This window comes from Streptomyces sp. NPDC021225 (assembly GCF_044332865.1).
Classification (GTDB): Bacteria; Actinomycetota; Actinomycetes; order Streptomycetales; family Streptomycetaceae; genus Streptomyces.
Window position 1 is genome coordinate 725,525 of record NZ_JBIRPV010000003.1, and the last position, 16,102, is coordinate 741,626.

The 16,102-nt window shown below is 69.5% G+C and carries 15 protein-coding genes and 1 pseudogene; 9 read left to right on the plus strand and 7 right to left on the minus strand.

Features of this window, described 5'->3' with window-relative positions; genetic code table 11:
• Positions 1-13 precede the first annotated feature (13 nt).
• On the minus strand, positions 14-700 hold the full coding sequence (locus ACH4S9_RS16895) for a LysE family translocator (RefSeq protein WP_398372532.1): 687 nt from the start codon (positions 698-700) through the stop codon (positions 14-16).
• A gap of 46 nt (positions 701-746) precedes the next feature.
• On the opposite strand from ACH4S9_RS16895, the gene ACH4S9_RS16900 reads away from it, so the two are divergent.
• A complete protein-coding gene (locus ACH4S9_RS16900; RefSeq protein ID WP_385342794.1) occupies positions 747-1,721 on the plus strand; it encodes a LysR family transcriptional regulator in 975 nt (324 codons plus the stop codon).
• A 133-nt stretch (positions 1,722-1,854) separates the two neighbouring features.
• Here the strand turns inward: ACH4S9_RS16900 and ACH4S9_RS16905 are convergent, their stop codons facing one another.
• On the minus strand, positions 1,855-2,223 hold the full coding sequence (locus ACH4S9_RS16905) for a hypothetical protein (RefSeq protein WP_398372534.1): 369 nt from the start codon (positions 2,221-2,223) through the stop codon (positions 1,855-1,857).
• Positions 2,224-2,262: 39 nt separating this feature from the next.
• On the opposite strand from ACH4S9_RS16905, the gene ACH4S9_RS16910 reads away from it, so the two are divergent.
• Entirely contained in the window at positions 2,263-2,703 is a 441-nt protein-coding gene (locus ACH4S9_RS16910) for a MerR family transcriptional regulator (protein WP_398372536.1), read from the plus strand.
• A gap of 71 nt (positions 2,704-2,774) precedes the next feature.
• Here the strand turns inward: ACH4S9_RS16910 and ACH4S9_RS16915 are convergent.
• Positions 2,775-2,942: pseudogene (locus ACH4S9_RS16915) on the minus strand (transcriptional regulator); the annotation flags it as partial.
• Between the two features lie 50 nt (positions 2,943-2,992).
• Between ACH4S9_RS16915 and ACH4S9_RS16920 the strand changes: the two are divergent.
• Positions 2,993-3,391: a VOC family protein gene (locus ACH4S9_RS16920; protein WP_358843528.1), complete on the plus strand. Its 399-nt coding sequence runs from the start codon at positions 2,993-2,995 to the stop codon at positions 3,389-3,391.
• A 697-nt stretch (positions 3,392-4,088) separates the two neighbouring features.
• Here ACH4S9_RS16920 and ACH4S9_RS16925 read toward each other — a convergent pair.
• Positions 4,089-5,090: a hypothetical protein gene (locus ACH4S9_RS16925; protein WP_398372999.1), complete on the minus strand. Its 1,002-nt coding sequence runs from the start codon at positions 5,088-5,090 to the stop codon at positions 4,089-4,091.
• A 557-nt stretch (positions 5,091-5,647) separates the two neighbouring features.
• On the opposite strand from ACH4S9_RS16925, the gene ACH4S9_RS16930 reads away from it, so the two are divergent.
• Positions 5,648-6,862 (plus strand): acyltransferase, encoded by a 1,215-nt coding sequence (locus tag ACH4S9_RS16930; protein WP_398372539.1) that lies wholly within the window; start codon positions 5,648-5,650, stop codon positions 6,860-6,862.
• Positions 6,863-7,055: 193 nt separating this feature from the next.
• Here the strand turns inward: ACH4S9_RS16930 and ACH4S9_RS16935 are convergent, their stop codons facing one another.
• Together ACH4S9_RS16935 and ACH4S9_RS16940 are read right to left on the minus strand one after the other, a co-directional pair.
• Positions 7,056-7,499: an SDR family NAD(P)-dependent oxidoreductase gene (locus ACH4S9_RS16935; protein WP_398372541.1), complete on the minus strand. Its 444-nt coding sequence runs from the start codon at positions 7,497-7,499 to the stop codon at positions 7,056-7,058.
• Positions 7,403-7,831: an SDR family NAD(P)-dependent oxidoreductase gene (locus ACH4S9_RS16940; RefSeq protein ID WP_398372543.1), complete on the minus strand. Its 429-nt coding sequence runs from the start codon at positions 7,829-7,831 to the stop codon at positions 7,403-7,405. The genes ACH4S9_RS16935 and ACH4S9_RS16940 overlap by 97 nt, the downstream gene beginning before the upstream one ends.
• Positions 7,832-8,237: 406 nt before the next feature.
• On the opposite strand from ACH4S9_RS16940, the gene ACH4S9_RS16945 reads away from it, so the two are divergent.
• The 4 genes from ACH4S9_RS16945 to ACH4S9_RS16960 all read left to right on the plus strand — a co-directional run bounded on the left by ACH4S9_RS16945 (position 8,238) and on the right by ACH4S9_RS16960 (position 12,459).
• Positions 8,238-9,197: a PDR/VanB family oxidoreductase gene (locus ACH4S9_RS16945; RefSeq protein WP_398372545.1), complete on the plus strand. Its 960-nt coding sequence runs from the start codon at positions 8,238-8,240 to the stop codon at positions 9,195-9,197.
• A 28-nt stretch (positions 9,198-9,225) separates the two neighbouring features.
• Positions 9,226-9,984: a dienelactone hydrolase family protein gene (locus ACH4S9_RS16950; protein ID WP_398372547.1), complete on the plus strand. Its 759-nt coding sequence runs from the start codon at positions 9,226-9,228 to the stop codon at positions 9,982-9,984.
• The gene (locus tag ACH4S9_RS16955; RefSeq protein WP_358843519.1) at positions 9,981-10,928 is read left to right on the plus strand and encodes a 4Fe-4S domain-containing protein; all 948 of its coding nucleotides are present in this window, start codon (positions 9,981-9,983) and stop codon (positions 10,926-10,928) included. The genes ACH4S9_RS16950 and ACH4S9_RS16955 overlap by 4 nt, the downstream gene beginning before the upstream one ends.
• Before the next feature lie 115 nt (positions 10,929-11,043).
• On the plus strand, positions 11,044-12,459 hold the full coding sequence (locus tag ACH4S9_RS16960; protein ID WP_398372550.1) for a DHA2 family efflux MFS transporter permease subunit: 1,416 nt from the start codon (positions 11,044-11,046) through the stop codon (positions 12,457-12,459).
• Positions 12,460-12,558: 99 nt separating this feature from the next.
• Here the strand turns inward: ACH4S9_RS16960 and ACH4S9_RS16965 are convergent, their stop codons facing one another.
• Positions 12,559-12,930, minus strand: coding sequence for an FG-GAP repeat domain-containing protein (locus ACH4S9_RS16965; RefSeq protein ID WP_398372552.1), 372 nt, complete (start codon positions 12,928-12,930; stop codon positions 12,559-12,561).
• 428 nt (positions 12,931-13,358) lie between these two features.
• Here ACH4S9_RS16965 and ACH4S9_RS16970 point away from each other — a divergent pair, with 428 nt between their 5' ends.
• The gene (locus tag ACH4S9_RS16970; RefSeq protein WP_398372554.1) at positions 13,359-16,064 is read left to right on the plus strand and encodes an AAA family ATPase; all 2,706 of its coding nucleotides are present in this window, start codon (positions 13,359-13,361) and stop codon (positions 16,062-16,064) included.
• Positions 16,065-16,102 lie beyond the last annotated feature (38 nt).

Consider the following 16,102-nt stretch of genomic DNA (forward strand, 5'->3'; position numbering starts at 1 on the left):
GCCGGCCCGGCCCTCAGACACCCGCTGCCACCGCGGCGCCCAGCCCAAGCAGGACCACGCCGGTCGTCACACTGAGCCCCCGCAGGACCGTCGGCCGCGATACCAAGGCGCGCCCTCGGCCGACGGCCCAGGTGAGAAGCAGGTACCAAGAGGCACTGACGAGCGCCCACAGAGCTCCCAGGGCGACGGTCGACAGGAACACCGGGCCCTTCGCCGTCACGAATTGGGGCAGCACCGAGACGGCGAACACGCCGGCCTTCGGGTTGCCGAGGTTGGTGCTCAGGCCGGTGAGGTATCCGCCCGCGAAGCCGGTGCGGCGCCCGCCCTCGCGGGCCGGACGGGGGGATGCGGTGGTGAGCGCGGTCCGCAGCGTGTTCACCCCGAGGATCATCAGCACGACGCCGCCTGCGATCCGGAGCACCGCGTACGCACGCGGGCTGGCCAGCAGGACAGCGGACAGCCCGGCCGCGGCGGCCGTGGACCACAGCAGGAAGCCGGTGGCGTTGCCCGCGAGCGTGCCTCGGACTGTGCGTTGCCCGCCTTCCAGAACCTGCCGGATCATCATGGCTGTACTCGCGCCTGGCAGCATCGCCAGCAGCAATGTGGTGGCGATGAAAATGGGCACATGCGTAGGCATGGGGAAAGAACCCTTCCAGGGATCGGGGTCGATGGGTGCACCACCAGGCTTCCTCTCCCGCACTTATAAGAGAAGTTAAAAGAGAAGGGTGCAGCGTTAGGATGAGTGAATGGTGGTGGACCCGGGACAGCTCCGGCTTCTCGCGTTGATCGAGCGGCACGGCTCCTTGACGGCGGCGGCTCACGCCCTCCAGCTCACGCCCGCGGCGGTCACACAGCAGGTGGTCAAGGCCGAGCGCGACTGGCAGGTGCCCCTGGTCATCCGTGGTCCGCGCGGAGCAACGCTCACCGCGGCCGGTGCGCTGCTCGCCTCCCACGGTCGAACCGTGGAGGAGACGTCGGACAAGGCCGAGGCGCAACTGGCCGCACTGCTCGGTCACCTCTCCCTACGGCTGCGGATCGGAACGTTCCAGGCGGCTGCCCTGCACCTGCTGCCACCCGCTCTGACGGCCCTGCGGCACCGCCATCCGGACGCCGACGTCTCCGTCGTGGACGTGGTGTCCGGACGGGGAGCGAACGAGATCAGCGCAGGGCGCCTGGACCTCGCCATCGTCGCGTCCTGGGGCACACCGCTCGCGCCGCCCCCGCACCTACGCGCCCACCCGCTCCTGCTGGACCCGATGGTCGTGGTTCTCCCCGACGACCACCCACTGGCCACCGGGCAGCCCGCGGACACCGAACTGCGCCTGAAACAACTGCGCGACGAATCGTGGGTTTCCATCCTGGCCGGCCACGCCGCACGCGAACAGTTCCACGACGCTGCCCGCGAGGCCGGCTTCACTCCCACGGTGCGGTTCGAGACCGAGTCCTACGACGTTGTCCAGGCCCTCGTCGGCACAGGCAGCGCTGTGGCTCTGGTATCGCGCCTGGCCCTGACCCATGCGCCCGGCACCACCCATCGCGAACTGGCCCACCCCAGGCCCTACCGCCAGCTCTACGCCCTGACCAGAACCGACGCCAGCCTCACACCACTCGCAGACATGCTGATCGACCTCCTACGTGATGTCGCCCGCGACATCACCGCCACCTGGGAGGCTCCCCTGCAAGAAGAACAACGCTCATCGGACTCACCGCACGGAGCCTGAAAAGCCCCTGGTCCTGAATCGCCACCGCCTGGTCGATGGTCGGCCGGCCCCCGCCGTAGCCGGAGGCCGGGGGTGGTCGGCACTTCACCTGGAGGCTGCGGGCTGCGGTTCATCCGTCTGTCCCTTGTTGTGGTCAGGGCTGCTCCTCTGCCGGGTTGGTGGCGAGGACACAGGCGACTGGTGGGGCTAGAGGGAGGGTTTCCATGCGGGCTTGAGTGAAGCCTGCCTGGGTGAGCCGATCGTGAAGTTCCCGGCCGGCTCGGGCGGTGGTGTCAGCGGTGGCCCCGGCGCAGCGGGGCTGGCTGGCGAGCGCGATGCGTCCGCCCGGGCGGAGCAGACCGCGCAGCTCGCTGAGCTGTTGCGTGGGGTTGGGCCAGAACCCGAGCGAGTTCACGGGGTGTGCCATGACCCATCCGACCAGCCGTCCGGGCACACCGTGCGGACGGCCGAACTGGCGCAGGATTCTGGTGGTCACGCGCTGCTTGAGCGAGGTCGATGTCATGGGCGCGAGCCAACAGCTTCAAGTACCCTTGAAGTCAACATGGTGGACAAGCAGCCTATGAAGCAGTTGACGATCGGTGAGCTGGCCAGGATCACTGGGGTCGCTACCTCGGCGTTGCGCTACTGGGAAGAACTGGGCCTGGTTCCCATCCCGGCCCGGGTCTCGGGCCAACGGCGGTACCCGGCTTCGGCAGTGGGACTGGTCGGACTGATCCTGCTCCTACGAGACGTCGGTTTCACGCTGCGCGAGACCAAGGCGCTCGTCGCCCCTCGCTCCGATGACCCCAGCGCCTGGCGAGAACTCCACCAGCGCAAGCTTGCCGAGCTCGACGAACATATCGCCCAAGCCCAAACGGCGCGCACCGCCATCGCCCACGCATTGGCCTGTCCACACGACGACATCCACAGTTGTCCCAACTTCGCCGGCGTCCTCGGCGCCCGCCTTGCCGGAGCACCCCTTCACGAGGCCCACCCCCACTGACGACGTGGGGCAACGCGTATCAGCCGCAGTCTGCGATCAGACAACGCGAAGGAACGGACAAAGGCACGACTCAGAACACCAGCGCCTCGTACGTCGCTGAGCATGAGCGGAGGCAAGCGGTACCCGGGGGCGAGCCGGTACCCGCCGTAGCGCCGCGCACCGATTCCACGGGCACGTCCAGGTCGATCAGCTGGTCGTTCGCGGCCCCACGCGAATTCAGGACCGATTCTGTCCGCTATTTCTCCTAGCCTGCGACGCGCACGCCTCCAGCACAGCCAAGGAGATTCCCATGGACTTCGTCTCGATCCGCATCATCACCAGCGACGTAGCGCGCCTTGTCGAGTTCTACGAGCGAGCCACAGGGGTGCGGGCGACATGGGCCACCGAGGACTTCGCCGAACTCAGGACCGCGGGCGCCACCCTCGCGATCGCCGGCACCCGCACCGTCCCGCTGTTCGCCCCGGGCTCCGCCCGTCCGGCGGACAACCACAGCGTGATCACCGAGTTCCTCGTCGACGACGTGGACCGCGTTCGCCAGAACCTGACCGGCTTCGTGACCGACTTCGTCACCGAGCCCACCACGATGCCCTGGGGGAACCGGTCGCTGCTGTTCCGCGACCCCGACGGCAACCTGGTCAACTTCTTCACGCCGGTCACCCCGGCGGCCATCGAAAAGTTCGCACGCTGACGCCATGCACAGCCGCTCACGCGGGAGCCCTGAGATCCCAGGGCTCCCGGTGAACGCGGCCGCCGAGTCCAGGAGCGCCACCAGCAGGGGATATCGGAACGCACCGCCACCAGCCCCGCCCGCACCCCCGAGGACATCGCTGACCTGGTGGAGGCATTGCGGCGGCAGACCAAGTACGGCCCCGCGCGACTCGCCGCCGACCTTCAACGGCTGCACGGCACGCTACGACACGGGCCCCGGGCAGAAAGTCGAGATCGCTGGACCGACGTCCGTCTCCGGTCACACGTCGATGCCCACGAGCAGGGTGAGCGAGCCCACGGCGGCCGTCGGCCTGGCACCCGGCACTGACGCGGAACGCGTCAAGCAGGAGACTCAGGCCCCGGTGTAACCGAGTTCTGGCAACAGGGGCAGTCGCTTCGGCATCCGCAAGGTTCCTGGCCCGGCTTGGCGACTGGGACGACGAGCATAGGCTCAGCCCCTCGAACCGGCCTCACGTAAGGCTGCCGGCGGTCGCCGCCCCGCCGTCGCCGAGCGGGCCGCACTCGACGACGGCGCCCCGGGGGCCACCGTGATCCCGGCCCAGCGCAAGGCCCGCCGCGAGTACGAGAGTCGCGTCAACGCCCTTGCGGCTACAGCCGGACCATGATCCGGTCAGCGGCTGCCGCTGACTTCCGTTCGGATACTCCCGGAGGGCCGATCAGTAGAAGCGGCGGATGAAAACGTCCGACTTGCCGTTGGTGTCGCCGGGCACGATGTCGTCGGCCGTGGAATGGAAGACCACGTCGCGCCCACCGGCGCTGACCGCGTCGGTCCCGGCCGAGGCGAGCTGGTTCGAGACGATCTCGTCGGTGCCCGTCTCCAGGTCGCGCAGCGTGAGCGACGGTCCGTTCGTGTCGTGTGGGGCGTACAGCAGATAGCGGCCGGTGGGATCGATGGCCACGCCCCGCACGTTCGGCACCAGTTGGTCGGTGCCCGAGCTCTCGTCGTGGACGTAGGTGTCGGAGCCCGAGAGGTAGACGACCTTGCTGCCGTCCTTGCTGAGCTGGACGAGTGTCGCCGCCTTGGACGGGCCCTCGATCGGGCCGGAGGAGGTGTCGTCGGTCCGGTCCCACACGAAGACGTCCTCCGCCTGGCCGTCCTGGTAGGCGACAAAACGGCCGTCGCCGCTGATGGACGGCCGGGCCGAGACGGTGTGGTCGAACTCGGCGACGGTCTCCGTGGTGTCGGTGCGCCAATCCCGCACCTCGATCCGCTGCCGGGACGGCGGTCGGTTGAAGGTGGCGACCTGGGCGACGTAGCGGCCGTCCGCGCTCAGCGACGGCTGGCTGCAGCTGAGGCCGGGGCAGTTGATGCCGATCGTGCTTCCCGAGCTCACCTGGGACAGGAAGGACTTCGTGTCTCTTTGCAACAGCCCCCAAAAGGCGACGTATTGCCCGTCACCGCTGATCACCGGGCCCTGATTCGTTGGGGTGATGCTGCTCATCAGCGTGGTCTGGCTCGTCCGCTGGTCGCGGACGAACACCCTTTCCCATGTCACTGGATTGGCGGGTGTGAGATTCTTCGCCAACGACGAGAAGGCGATACGCCGGCCGTCGGCCGTGATCGTGGCGCCGGCGGAGTCGCCGTCGCCCTGGGTGCCGTCGGTCGCGACACTGATCCGCTCGACCCCGGCTCCGCTGGCGCCCGCGACGCCCGGCACGGTCAAGGGCTCAGCCGAAGCGGCTCCCGGCAGCACCGTCGTCACCGCGCAGACCACGGCCGTGGCGCCTAAGGCGGCCCGCACACGTCTGGTGGCGCTCCGATTCGCGTTTCCCCTCATTTTCCCCCCAAGACAGGACATGGCCCTTCTCCCCGGCTCCCCACCGGAGGGCCACAAGCATGCAACCGCGATGGCGCTGTGGGGTCAATGCGTCGTATGACTATCGAGAGGCGCGGTTCCGGTCTAGGTGAGAGCGGTCGGCGGCAAGCGGATGGCCGCGCGAGACCTCAGCCCTCTCCGCACCTGCAGCCCTTCGGGGCTGTAGACGCCGGCGGTTTCGCGGTCCGCAGCAGCGCAAGTCCCGGCGGAGACGCGGGTCTCGCCATGGTCCTCGGCACGCTGGCTCTTCGGGAAGTTGGCGGATCGGCCCGGTTCGGCCGTAGGGCAGAAGCACCTTCAGATCGAGGGCAGGGGCCGTGCTGTCTCCTTCCGGCGGAGCCCTGTCCTCCGTGGATGCGCTCCGCCACACTGGGGCGGGGCATGGAGGGAGGGGCCGTATGGGCCCGGAGGCCGAGCGGTCGACGGCTGCTGCCCGGCGCGGTGAACTGGACGCGCTGCGTGCCCTCGTTGTGCTGGGCCTGGTCTTCTTCCACGCCGCCCTCGTCTTCTCCCCGGACGACGACTTCTACGTCAAGAACGCGCAGACGACCGGCGCCGTCACCGTCCTGGCCGGGTTCGGCGTGGTGTGGGCCATGCCCATGCTGTTCCTTGTCGCCGGCCTCGGCGCCTGGCACTCGATCCGCCGCCGTGGCCGGGCTGGGTTCGCCCGCGAGCGCCTGCTGCGCCTGGGTATCCCGCTCGTCTTCGCGACGCTCGCCCTCAACCCGCTGCCGCAGTGGCTGCGGCAGCGGGCCGCCGACCCCGGCTACCACGAGTCGTACTGGCACTTCTGGCCGCGCTTCCTGACCGTCCACCCGGACCCCGATGACTTCCCCTTCGTCCTCAGCGGCCGCTACTTCGAGACCGGCCATCTGTGGTTCGTCGTCCTCCTCCTCGCCTTCTGCCTGCTCCTGGCACCCGTCGCGGCGGCGGTGCAAGACGGCGGCGAGCATGCGGGATCCGCGGTGACCCGCTGGCCCGTCCTGCTCCTGCTGCCCGCGCTGCCGCTCGCCCTGCTCAATGCGCTGGCAGGTATGGAGGAGGACTACGCGGGCTGGAACCGCTGGGCGTACCTGGTGTTCTTCCTCTGTGGCTACGCATGGGCCGGCGACGAGCGGATCCGCGCCGTCATACGCCGCCTGGCCGTACCGGTCGGCGTGCTCGGGCTCGTCCTGTTCGCCGGGACCGCGCCCGGCTTTCTGGCGGAGGGCGATCCGTTCACCGCGCGGAGTGGGTTCGCGATGTTCACCCGGGCGTTGTTCGGGGTGGCGGGATGGTGCTTGGTGGTGGCGATCCTCGGCCTGCTGGACCGGCCCCGTGAACCTCGCGAGGGCAGGCAGGCCGCGGACGGGAGCAAGCCGGTGTGGGGGTATCTCACCGTCGCCGCGCTTCCGCTGTACGTACTGCACCAACCCGTCGTGGTCGCCTTCGCTTACGCAGTGGTGGGATGGTCCGTGCCGTCCGCGGTCAAGTATGCAGGCATCGTGGCCGGTTCACTGGCGGTGATCCTCGCGGTGTACGAGTGCGCAGTGCGCAGGATGCGGGTGACGCGTTTCCTGTTCGGGATGCGCCACAAGCCCAAACCTTCAGGAACCGAAAGCAGTTGGGTATAGGCTCTCCGCCTCGGAAGTGCTGGTCGGGGTGGGATAGAGACGCTGGTGCCCGCGTTCGATTGTGACAGGGTAGATCTCGCGCCAGTGGCGCCGGGGTATCAGTCCGCACATGATGGCGAACCAGAACCGGTCGGCGGGCTGCTGCCTTCCTGTGCTGCCGCCCGCTGGAGGCCGCGGCACAGGAGGGCGCGGGTCACCAGGGCAGGGTCAGCCCGTCACCAGTGGCATCGGAGCAGGTGAACGTTCCCGTGGGTCCCCCGTCGGACAAGGCGGCCATCCGCACCGGCATACGGGCGCCCTGTTCCGGGGTGAGGATCCCGGAGTGGCCGTTGGCGTCGGTCGGGACCCAGTTCGGGGAGACCGCGTTGACGAGGATGCCTTCGGCAGGCAGTTCGTTGGCGTACATCACGGTGAGCGAGTTCACCGCTGCCTTCGACATGCTGTGACTGAGGATCACAGGGAACTGGCCGTCGGGGAAGGCCCCGGTGGGGTCGTGGTTCTCGGCCGCGGCGGTCAGGGAACCGATCACGCTGCTGATGTTCACGATGCGCCCCGCGTCGGAACGGCGCAGCAGCGGGAGCATGGCGTTGGTGACCCTGATGTATCCGAACACGTTGGTATCGAAGGTGTCCTGCACGTCCTCGACCGCTGTCTCGCTGGGCAGGTCCCAAGGGCGGCTGATTCCGGCGTGTTGACGGGCACGTCGAGTCGGCCGCTCTCGCGCCCGATGTGCTCGGCGGCGAGAGCGACGGTCGCCTCGTCGGTGACGTCGAGCCGGATGAAGCGGACGTCGAGACCGAGGTCGCGCAGTTCGCTTTCGGCTTGCTTGCCGCGCTCCGGGTCCCGCGCACCGAGCCAGACAGTCATGCCGAGTTCGGCGAGCTGCTGGGCGATGGTGCGGCCGACACCCTTGTTGGCTCCGGTGACGAGGGCGATGCGAGGGGAAGGGGACGAGGTGCTGGAGGTCATGCTGATGGCCTTAGATCGGGGTGTTCAGACGGCGGGGGTGATGTTCTTGTTGAAGCGGAGCAGGTTGTGGGGGTCCCAGGGTCCGCATGTCGAAGTCGTCTCACCGCCGGAACTTCGCGAGGAACTCGCCCGCGTCGCCACGGACATTGCCTCCCTCTACCGAGCCGAGTAACAGGGGTGGGGCGGGAAGGCGCGGCTGGAACGTGCTGCTCGCACGCCCCTGGAGGATAACGATTCGGCAACCCGTGGGCCCTGTGTGCGTTAGGGTCCAGATTGGAAACGTCGTCCGTCGCCTTGCCTTCCGTCGCACGCTCCGAGACCTGACCGTTCTGCGTCACGTCCGTGCCTCGGTTCCTGTTGCCGACGACCCGTGACGCACAGAGTTCTGTGAAAGCGGGCTTCCTCCTTGAGCGCACCCCCCACTTCGTACGAGCAGTCCCTCGTCGTCGCGGAAAGGGCCCTAGCAGCCGATGAGACAATCTCCCTGACACTTCGCCACCCCGAGGGCGAGGTGTTGCCGGACTGGCAGCCGGGAGCACATGTCGAGCTGCTGCTCGGCAATGGCCTCACCCGTACCTACTCCCTGTGCGGCGACCCTGCCGACGGCACGGCCTGGCGCATCGCCGTGCTGCGCACCCCGGACAGCCGGGGCGGTTCGGCCTGCGTGCACGACAAACTCCATCCCGGAGACCGGGTCGAGGTACGCGGTCCCCGGAACAACTTCCCGCTGCGCCCGGCACGTCGGTACTTGTTCGTGGCCGGCGGCATCGGCATCACGCCGCTGCTGCCGATGGTCGCCGCGGTGGAGGCGGCGGGCACGCCGTGGCATCTGCTGTACGGCGGACGAAGCCGCGCCTCGATGGCGTTCACCAGCCAACTCGCCTCGTACAGCCAGAAGGTGTCACTCCGGCCGCAGGACGAGTACGGGCTCCTCGACCTCGATGCCCACCTCGGCGAGCCCGACGGGGACACCCTCGTGTACTGCTGCGGGCCAGAGCCCCTGCTCGCCGCCATCGAGGAGCATTGCCGCGCCTGGCCCACCGGGGCGCTTCAGATGGAGCGGTTCACGGCGAAGGAGCGGGAGGCACAGGGTGCCGGTACCGCCTTCGAAGTCGTCTGCGCCGAGTCCGGCGTCACCGTCCAGGTGCCCCCGGAACACACCGTGTTGTCGGCCGTGCGGGCGGCGGGGATCGATGCTCCGTTCTCGTGCACCGACGGTATCTGCGGCACCTGTGAGACGGAGGTGCTGGAAGGCGAACCGGACCACCGGGACTCCGTCCTGAGCCCCGAGGACCGGGCGGCCGGCGAGACGATGATGATCTGCGTCTCCCGCGCCCGGGGCCCGCGTCTCGTCCTCGACCTGTGACCCCGTCCCCGGAGATCCGGAGAAGTCCATGCCCCCTGTCGAACACGTCGACTTGTGCCACCTCAGCGCCCCGGCCGGAGGTTCCCGACGGCTGAACGGGCACCTCGCTCGCCCCACCGGCCCGGGCCCCCGGCCAGGAGTGGTCGTCGTCCACGAGGCACTCGGCGTCGACGACGTGATGCTCCGTCAGGTAGAGCGCCTGGCTCGGGCCGGATACCTCGCTCTGATGCCGGACCTGTTCACGCAGGGCGGCGTACGGCGCTGCCTGGTCCCCACCATGCGCGCGGCGCTGTCCGGCACCGGGCGCGCCTACCAGGACATCGAAGCCGCCCGCGCCTACCTGGCGGCCCTGTCCGACTGCACCGGCGCGGTCGGCGTCATCGGGTTCTGCATGGGCGGCTCCTTCGCTCTGATGACGGCCGGGCGCGGTGGCTTCCAGGCCGCCTCCGCCAACTACGGGATGCTCCCCAAGGACCTGGACGCCCTCGCCGGCGCCTGCCCCGTCGTCGCCAGCTACGGAGGGCGCGACCGTGCCCTCCAGGGCGCGGCCGCCCGGCTGCGCACCAGCCTCGACCGGCTCGGTGTCGTGCACGACGTCCACGAGTATCCGCAGGCCGGCCACTCCTTCCTCAACGACGCCGAGGTCGGCCCCCGCCCGCTGCGCCCCCTGTTCCGGGTGATGGGCATGGGCCCCGACCCGGAAGCCGCCGCCGACGCCTGGCAGCGCATCGAGACCTTCTTCGCCACCCATCTGAGCACCCCCCACACCGAGAAAGCAGAGTCATGAGCACCACCGAGACCGAGACCGACACCCCGACGCAGACCGACGCCCGGCCCCGAGACGGCTGGTACGTCGATGACCGCTGCCTGAACTGCAACATCGCCCGCCAGTACGCCCCCGGAATGATCACCTACGCGGAGGGCGGCAACTACGGCGGCGTGTCCTCCGTCGTACGCCAGCCGGAGACGGAGGAGGAGGTGCGGCAGATGTACCAGGCCGCGTACGCCTGCCCGACCCGGTCCGTGCACCCGCCGCAGGACCAGTGGGGCGAGGACTCCGACCCCTACCCGATGCCCCTCGACGAGGACGGCATCGTGCTGCTGTGCGGATACGCCTCCCCGCAGACCTACGGCGCCACCTCGTACCTGCTGCGCCGCCCCGACGGCACCGCCATGATGATCGACACCCCGCGCTGGCGTCCCGCGCTCGCCCGGCGCTACTCGCGAGCGGTCGGCGAGATCACCGACGTGCTGCTCACCCACCTCGACCACGTCGCACACGGCCGGAAATACGCCGACGCGTTCGGCGCGCGCCTGTGGATCCACGAGGGCGACCTGCACTCACGCCCCGACGCCGATTCGGTCATCCGGGGCCAGGACCCGGTGGAGATCGGGCCGGGCGTCATCGCCCACCCCTTCCCTGGCCACACGGCGGGCAGCACGGTGTTCGTGGCCGACGACAGGTTCTGCTTCACCGGCGACGCGTTCTTCTGGTCCCACTCCGAGCAGGATCTCGAGGTCGCCGACAGCGTCGTCTACGACTCGATCAAGACGCTGGCCGCGTCCGTCACCCATGGAGCCGACGCCTTCACCTTCGAGTGGGTGCTGCCCGGCCACGGATCGTTCCACCACCTCCCGCCCGAAGAGATGCGGGCGCGGATGCGGGACTTGGGCCGGCGCGCCGAGAGCTACCCCGAACAGGAAGTCGACTACGGCAAGGTCCGCTACTGACCTGACCGCGGACCCCGAACTCCACGGGCCCGGGGCGAACCCCAGCCCCGGGCCCGTGGCCCGGCCTGCCCGCACGCGTCCCCAGCAGCCCTGCCGAAACCGGCCGAAGTGAGCCATGACGAACACCGAAGCACCGAAACCCGCCTCCCGCCGGACCTCGCCCACGCACAGCGCCCGGGCGGCGCTCACCGCGCTCTGCCTGGGTCTTTTCATGATTGTCGTCGACACGTCCATCGTGTCGGTGGCGGTCCCGGCCATGGTCCGCGACCTGCATGCCGGTCTCAACGCGGTCGTCTGGGTCACCAGCGTCTACCTCCTGACCTATGCCGTCCCGATGCTCTTCACCAGCCGGCTCGCCGACCGGCACGGACCCAAGCGGCTGTTCGTCGCCGGGCTCGCGCTGTTCAGCGTGGCGTGCCTGGGAGCGGCGACGGCGCCGAACATCCAGGTGCTGATCGCGGCGCGGGCGATCGAGGGGCTGGGCGCCGCACTGCTCACCCCTCAGACACTCACCCTCATCACCCACCTGTTCCCGGACGGCGAACGGGGCCGTGCGATGGGCATGCTGGGCGCCACCTCCGGACTGGCCACGGTCGCCGGCCCCCTGCTGGGCGGTCTCCTGGTGGACCGCCTCGGATGGGAGTGGATCTTCTACCTGAATGTCCTCCTCGGCACCGGCACCCTGGTGATGAGCCTGCGGGTGCTTCCCGACTGGCGACCCGGTCACGCCCGCCGCATCGATCCGCTCGGCATCCTGCTCTCCGCCGCGGGCCTGACGCTGATCGTGTTCGGCGTGCAGAACGGCAGGTCCTACGACTGGGGCGCGCTCGTCGGCCCGGTTACCGTGCCCCAGGTCATCGTCGCCGGTGTGGTCCTGCTCGGCGCCTTCGTCCTGTCACAGCGCTTCACCCGTGACGATCCGCTGCTGCCCCTGCGTCTCTTCCGGGACCGCAATTTCTCGGTCAGCGCTCTGATCACGGCGGCCCTCGGCTTCTCCATGACCGGCATGTTCCTGCCGCTCGTCCTCCACCTCCAGACCACCCTCGGCCTCACACCCACACAGGCCGGGCTCCTCACCGCGCCCATGGCGCTCATCGCCGCCACGATGGGCCCCTTCATCGGCCGTCTCTCCGACCGCGTGAACGCCAAGTATCTGGTGCTGTCCGGCCTGTTGGGCATGGCCCTCGGCCTGGCGCACGTCGCCCTGCGCACCCTTCGCGACGCACCCGCATGGCAGTGCGTCCCCGGACTGCTCCTGTGTGGCCTCGGCATGGGCCTCGCCCTGGTCCCGCTGAACAACACGGCCCTGCGCACCGTCCCACCGGAGTTGCGCGGCACCGCTTCCGGCACCTACTTCACCGCCCGCCAGCTGGGCGCGGTCCTGGGGAGCGCCACGACGAGCGCGGTCCTCCAGGCGAGGTCCGCCCAGGCTGCCTACCTGCCGCTCATCCTCGTCCTGCTCCTCGCCGGCGCGGCCGCGGCCATACTGCGCGGGATCGGAGATCCGCAGCGAATGCCTGACGCCACATGACAGGTAGGGGCCTGAATGCCGGGCCGGACGGACTTGGCGGACCTGCGTCACCCTCGGCCTACCGGGACCGCCTGTGCCCAGCACGATGCGACGAAGTGTCTACCAGCCGTTGCCGATTTTGACGGGTGTTTGGTTGGAGTAGCCGCGTTGGCTGTTGCCGGGGTAGAGCCATAGGTCGCCGGTGGTGTCGTTGCGGGCGATGATGTCTTGGTGTTGGTCGTGGTCCCAGTCGGTTGTGCCGAAGGGGGTGTATCCGTTCCAGCCGTTGCCGATTTTGACGGGTGTTTGGTTGGAGTAGCCGCGTTGGCTGTTGCCGGGGTAGAGCCATAGGTCGCCGGTGGCGTTGTTGCGGGCGATGATGTCCTGGTGCTGGTCGCGGTCCCAGTCGGCCACCCCGAAAGAGCTATAGGCGCCGGTCGCGGCCGCAGCGCCGGTCGGGTTCAGCAGTTGCAGGGTGCTGGCGAACAGCACGGTGGTCAGGGCCCCGAGCCGCCGCTGTCTGCGGCGGTTTCCGAGGCATCGTAGGACGGTAGTGCGAGTACTGGCCTTCACGGTCCCTCCATGGACAGTGCGTCACAATGTCCGCCGCGATGCGTATCCGCCCCGGGGGGCATGCGACGGTCCATCACATTCCGGATACGGCATGCCGTTCTTCCGGTGCAGACAGGCAACGGCCCGCACACCGGGCTGCCATAGCGGCTGATTGCGCTCTCGATCGGATCGGGGACGCCGTCGGACGGCGAGTCCGGCGGCGCTGTCCCCCCTTGCGTGCCTCATGCACGGGCACCTGGAAGGAAACTATCCCCGGAGCGACGTCGTGTCGTGAGTAATCTGATACTCAATCCTGGCCATGGGCCCGCCGGGCCCGAGGATGGGGCTGGTCCGCGCAGGAGGGCTCGATGGAAGATCGGGAACAGCGTCCGGCGCCGCTGGGAGGCCCGGGTCCGTCTCCGGGGTCTTGGCCGCTCACCGGCCGGGACCACACATTGGCCGAGTTGCTCTCGCTGCTGGAGCACCCGGAGCGGCCTGCTCTGTTGATCGCCGGTCCCGCCGGTGTCGGCAAGACCCGGCTGGCCCGCGAGCTGCTGTCCCGGGCCGCCGCATCGCAGGGGCGGGTACTGGCGGCACCGGCCTCCCAGAGCGCCTCGCAGATCCCCTTCGGGGCGATGGCGCACCTCTTGCCGGCGACGCTACCCGCTGCCGAGGGGCGCCCCAATCTTCTGCGGATCCTCGCCGATGCGCTGCTTGCCCATGCCCGCGGAGGACGACAGATCCTGTTCGTCGATGACGTGCACCTGCTCGACACCGGATCCGCCTCCCTGCTGCTGCAACTGGCGGTACGTGGCGGCATCCGGATCGTTGTCACCGCACGTTCCGGTGTGCCGATGCCGGACGCGATCACGGCATTGCTGCGCGGCGGCTATGCCAGCCGGGTCGACGTGCCCGAGCTGAGCCCGGATTCCGTCGGTCTCCTGCTCGAGCGGGCACTCGGCGGCCCGGTGGAGAGCGCGACCGCGCGCCGGCTGTGGAAGTACAGCGGCGGCAATGCCCTGTGGTTGCAGCAGCTCGCGGACGCGGGGCTGGCCTCCGGGGCTCTGGCGGTCACAGCGGAGGTGTGGCGCTGGCAAGGGGCGTTGGATGTCAGTGAGCAACTGATCGATCTGGTGAGTCGCCGTATCGGACAGCTCCCTTCGGACGTGTCGCGCGCCGCGGAACTGCTGGCATTCGGGGAACCGCTCGGTGTGACGGTCCTCGAACAGCTCACCGGCGCCGCGGTGATGGACGAACTCGACCGCCGCAGCCTCATCACGAACGAGGAGGACGGCTGGCGCGCACAGGTACGGCTGGCCCATCCCCTCTACGGGGAGGTGCTGCGTCGGCGGACGCCTCCTCACCGGCGGCGGCGGTACTGCCGGGATCTGGCCGCGGCGGTCCAACGGACGGGCATGCGCCGACGCGAGGACCTTGCACGCGTCGGCGGCTGGCGGCTCGAAGCCGGCGATCTCACCGATCCGCAGCTTCTGCTCTCCGCGGCCGGCCATGCCATCATGACCATGGACTTCACTCTGGCGGCCCGGTTGGCCAAGGCGGCCTGTGACGCCGGCGGCGGCGCGCCGGCCCGGCGGGCACTGGCTGTTGCGTTCGGCCACACCGGGCACGGTGCGCAGGCGGAGCAGGCCCACAGCGGCCTGCCGCACACCGTTGCGCCCGATCGCGATCAGTTGCGGTCGGTGCAACTGCGCGCCGCCAACATGTACCTGTCCCTGGACCGGCCCTCCGACGCACTGGACCTGCTGCGCCGCGCCGAACAGGCGATGAGCGACAGCGCCGCGTGTGCGGAACTGGCGGCGCTACAGGCCGTCCTGCTCGCGGCGCAGGCCGACTGGCCGGCATATACGCAGGCCATTGCCCGCGCACGGCAAGGTGGATCACCGAACCCGCGCACAGCCGTGCGGATCCACTACGCGGAGTGCATCGATCACTTCTGCCACGGACGGCCAGGTGCCGCGTTGCAACTGATCGAATCGGCATTGCCGATACTGCCGGGCGAGGACGACCTGCCGATGTTACGAGCCGGTTTGCTGAGCTGGTTGGCCACCGCGCAGGCCTTCGCGGGTCGACTGGACGAAGCCGAAGCCACCGCCACCGCCCAGTACCAGCACGCACAGGATGTCCATTGGGTCGGCAGTCAGGGCGCCTGGCAGTTCTACCTCGGCAGGATCGCCGCCCGCCGGGGACGTCTGCGATCGGCCCGGCGGCACATGCGGGAGGCGGCCTCCACGCTGCGCGACGACACCACCTGGGGCCAGCAGGCGCTGCTGCTCGGCGAGTGGGCCACCATCGAAGCGCTGACCGGCAGCACGGCCAAGGCGCAGACGCTGCTCGACCAGGCGCACCTGGCCCGCGTGGAGTCCTACCGCATCCTCCACATCCCGGCCTTCTCGATGGCCCGGCCATGGATCCTGGCCGTTCAGGGCCGGGTACGCGACGCCACGCGACAGGCGATGCGCGCGGCCGACGACGCGCGGCGCGAGCACGTCCAGCTCTGGGAAGCGGAGTTGCTGCACATACCCGTACGGCTCGGCCGTCCCGCGGCCGTCACCGGGCGGCTCATGGAGCTCGCCACCGCCTCGGACACCCCGCACATCAGGATCTATGCCCAACACGCCGACGCACTCGCCACCCGAGACGCGGCCGCCATGGAGCAGGTCTGCACCGCGTTCGACACCATCGGCATGCGCCTCCACGCCGCCGAGGCCGCCGGGCACGCGGCGGACCTGTGGTTACGCAAGGGCAGTGCGCAGGACGCCCAGCGGGCCGCCGACCGATGCCACCGACTCGCGCACCACTGCGAGGGCGTCACGACCCCCGCCATCGCCGCCTGCCGAACGCCCGAGCTGACCGATCGGGAACGCGACATCGCACGCCGTGCCGCCACCGGAGAGAGCAGCCAGCACATCGCGAGGCAGCTCGGCATCACCGTGCGGACCGTCGACAACCACCTCTACCGGGTCTACCGCAAGACCGGCGTGACCAGCCGAAGAGAACTGCGGAAGGTCCTCGCGGTCGCCCCCGGCGCCGCTGATGAGGCTGCGGACGGATGAGAACCGGGCCGAGCCTGTGGGCGTCGGAATCCGGTCGG

Coding starts and splice junctions, on each gene's coding strand:
- ACH4S9_RS16900 (WP_385342794.1), top strand. CDS start 747: ATGGTGGTGGACCCGGGACAGCTCCGGCTTCTCGCGTTGATCGAGCGG.
- ACH4S9_RS16905 (WP_398372534.1), bottom strand. CDS start 2,223: ATGACATCGACCTCGCTCAAGCAGCGCGTGACCACCAGAATCCTGCGC.
- ACH4S9_RS16910 (WP_398372536.1), top strand. CDS start 2,263: ATGGTGGACAAGCAGCCTATGAAGCAGTTGACGATCGGTGAGCTGGCC.
- ACH4S9_RS16920 (WP_358843528.1), top strand. CDS start 2,993: ATGGACTTCGTCTCGATCCGCATCATCACCAGCGACGTAGCGCGCCTT.
- ACH4S9_RS16930 (WP_398372539.1), top strand. CDS start 5,648: ATGGGCCCGGAGGCCGAGCGGTCGACGGCTGCTGCCCGGCGCGGTGAA.
- ACH4S9_RS16940 (WP_398372543.1), bottom strand. CDS start 7,831: ATGACCTCCAGCACCTCGTCCCCTTCCCCTCGCATCGCCCTCGTCACC.
- ACH4S9_RS16950 (WP_398372547.1), top strand. CDS start 9,226: ATGCCCCCTGTCGAACACGTCGACTTGTGCCACCTCAGCGCCCCGGCC.
- ACH4S9_RS16955 (WP_358843519.1), top strand. CDS start 9,981: ATGAGCACCACCGAGACCGAGACCGACACCCCGACGCAGACCGACGCC.
- ACH4S9_RS16960 (WP_398372550.1), top strand. CDS start 11,044: ATGACGAACACCGAAGCACCGAAACCCGCCTCCCGCCGGACCTCGCCC.
- ACH4S9_RS16970 (WP_398372554.1), top strand. CDS start 13,359: ATGGAAGATCGGGAACAGCGTCCGGCGCCGCTGGGAGGCCCGGGTCCG.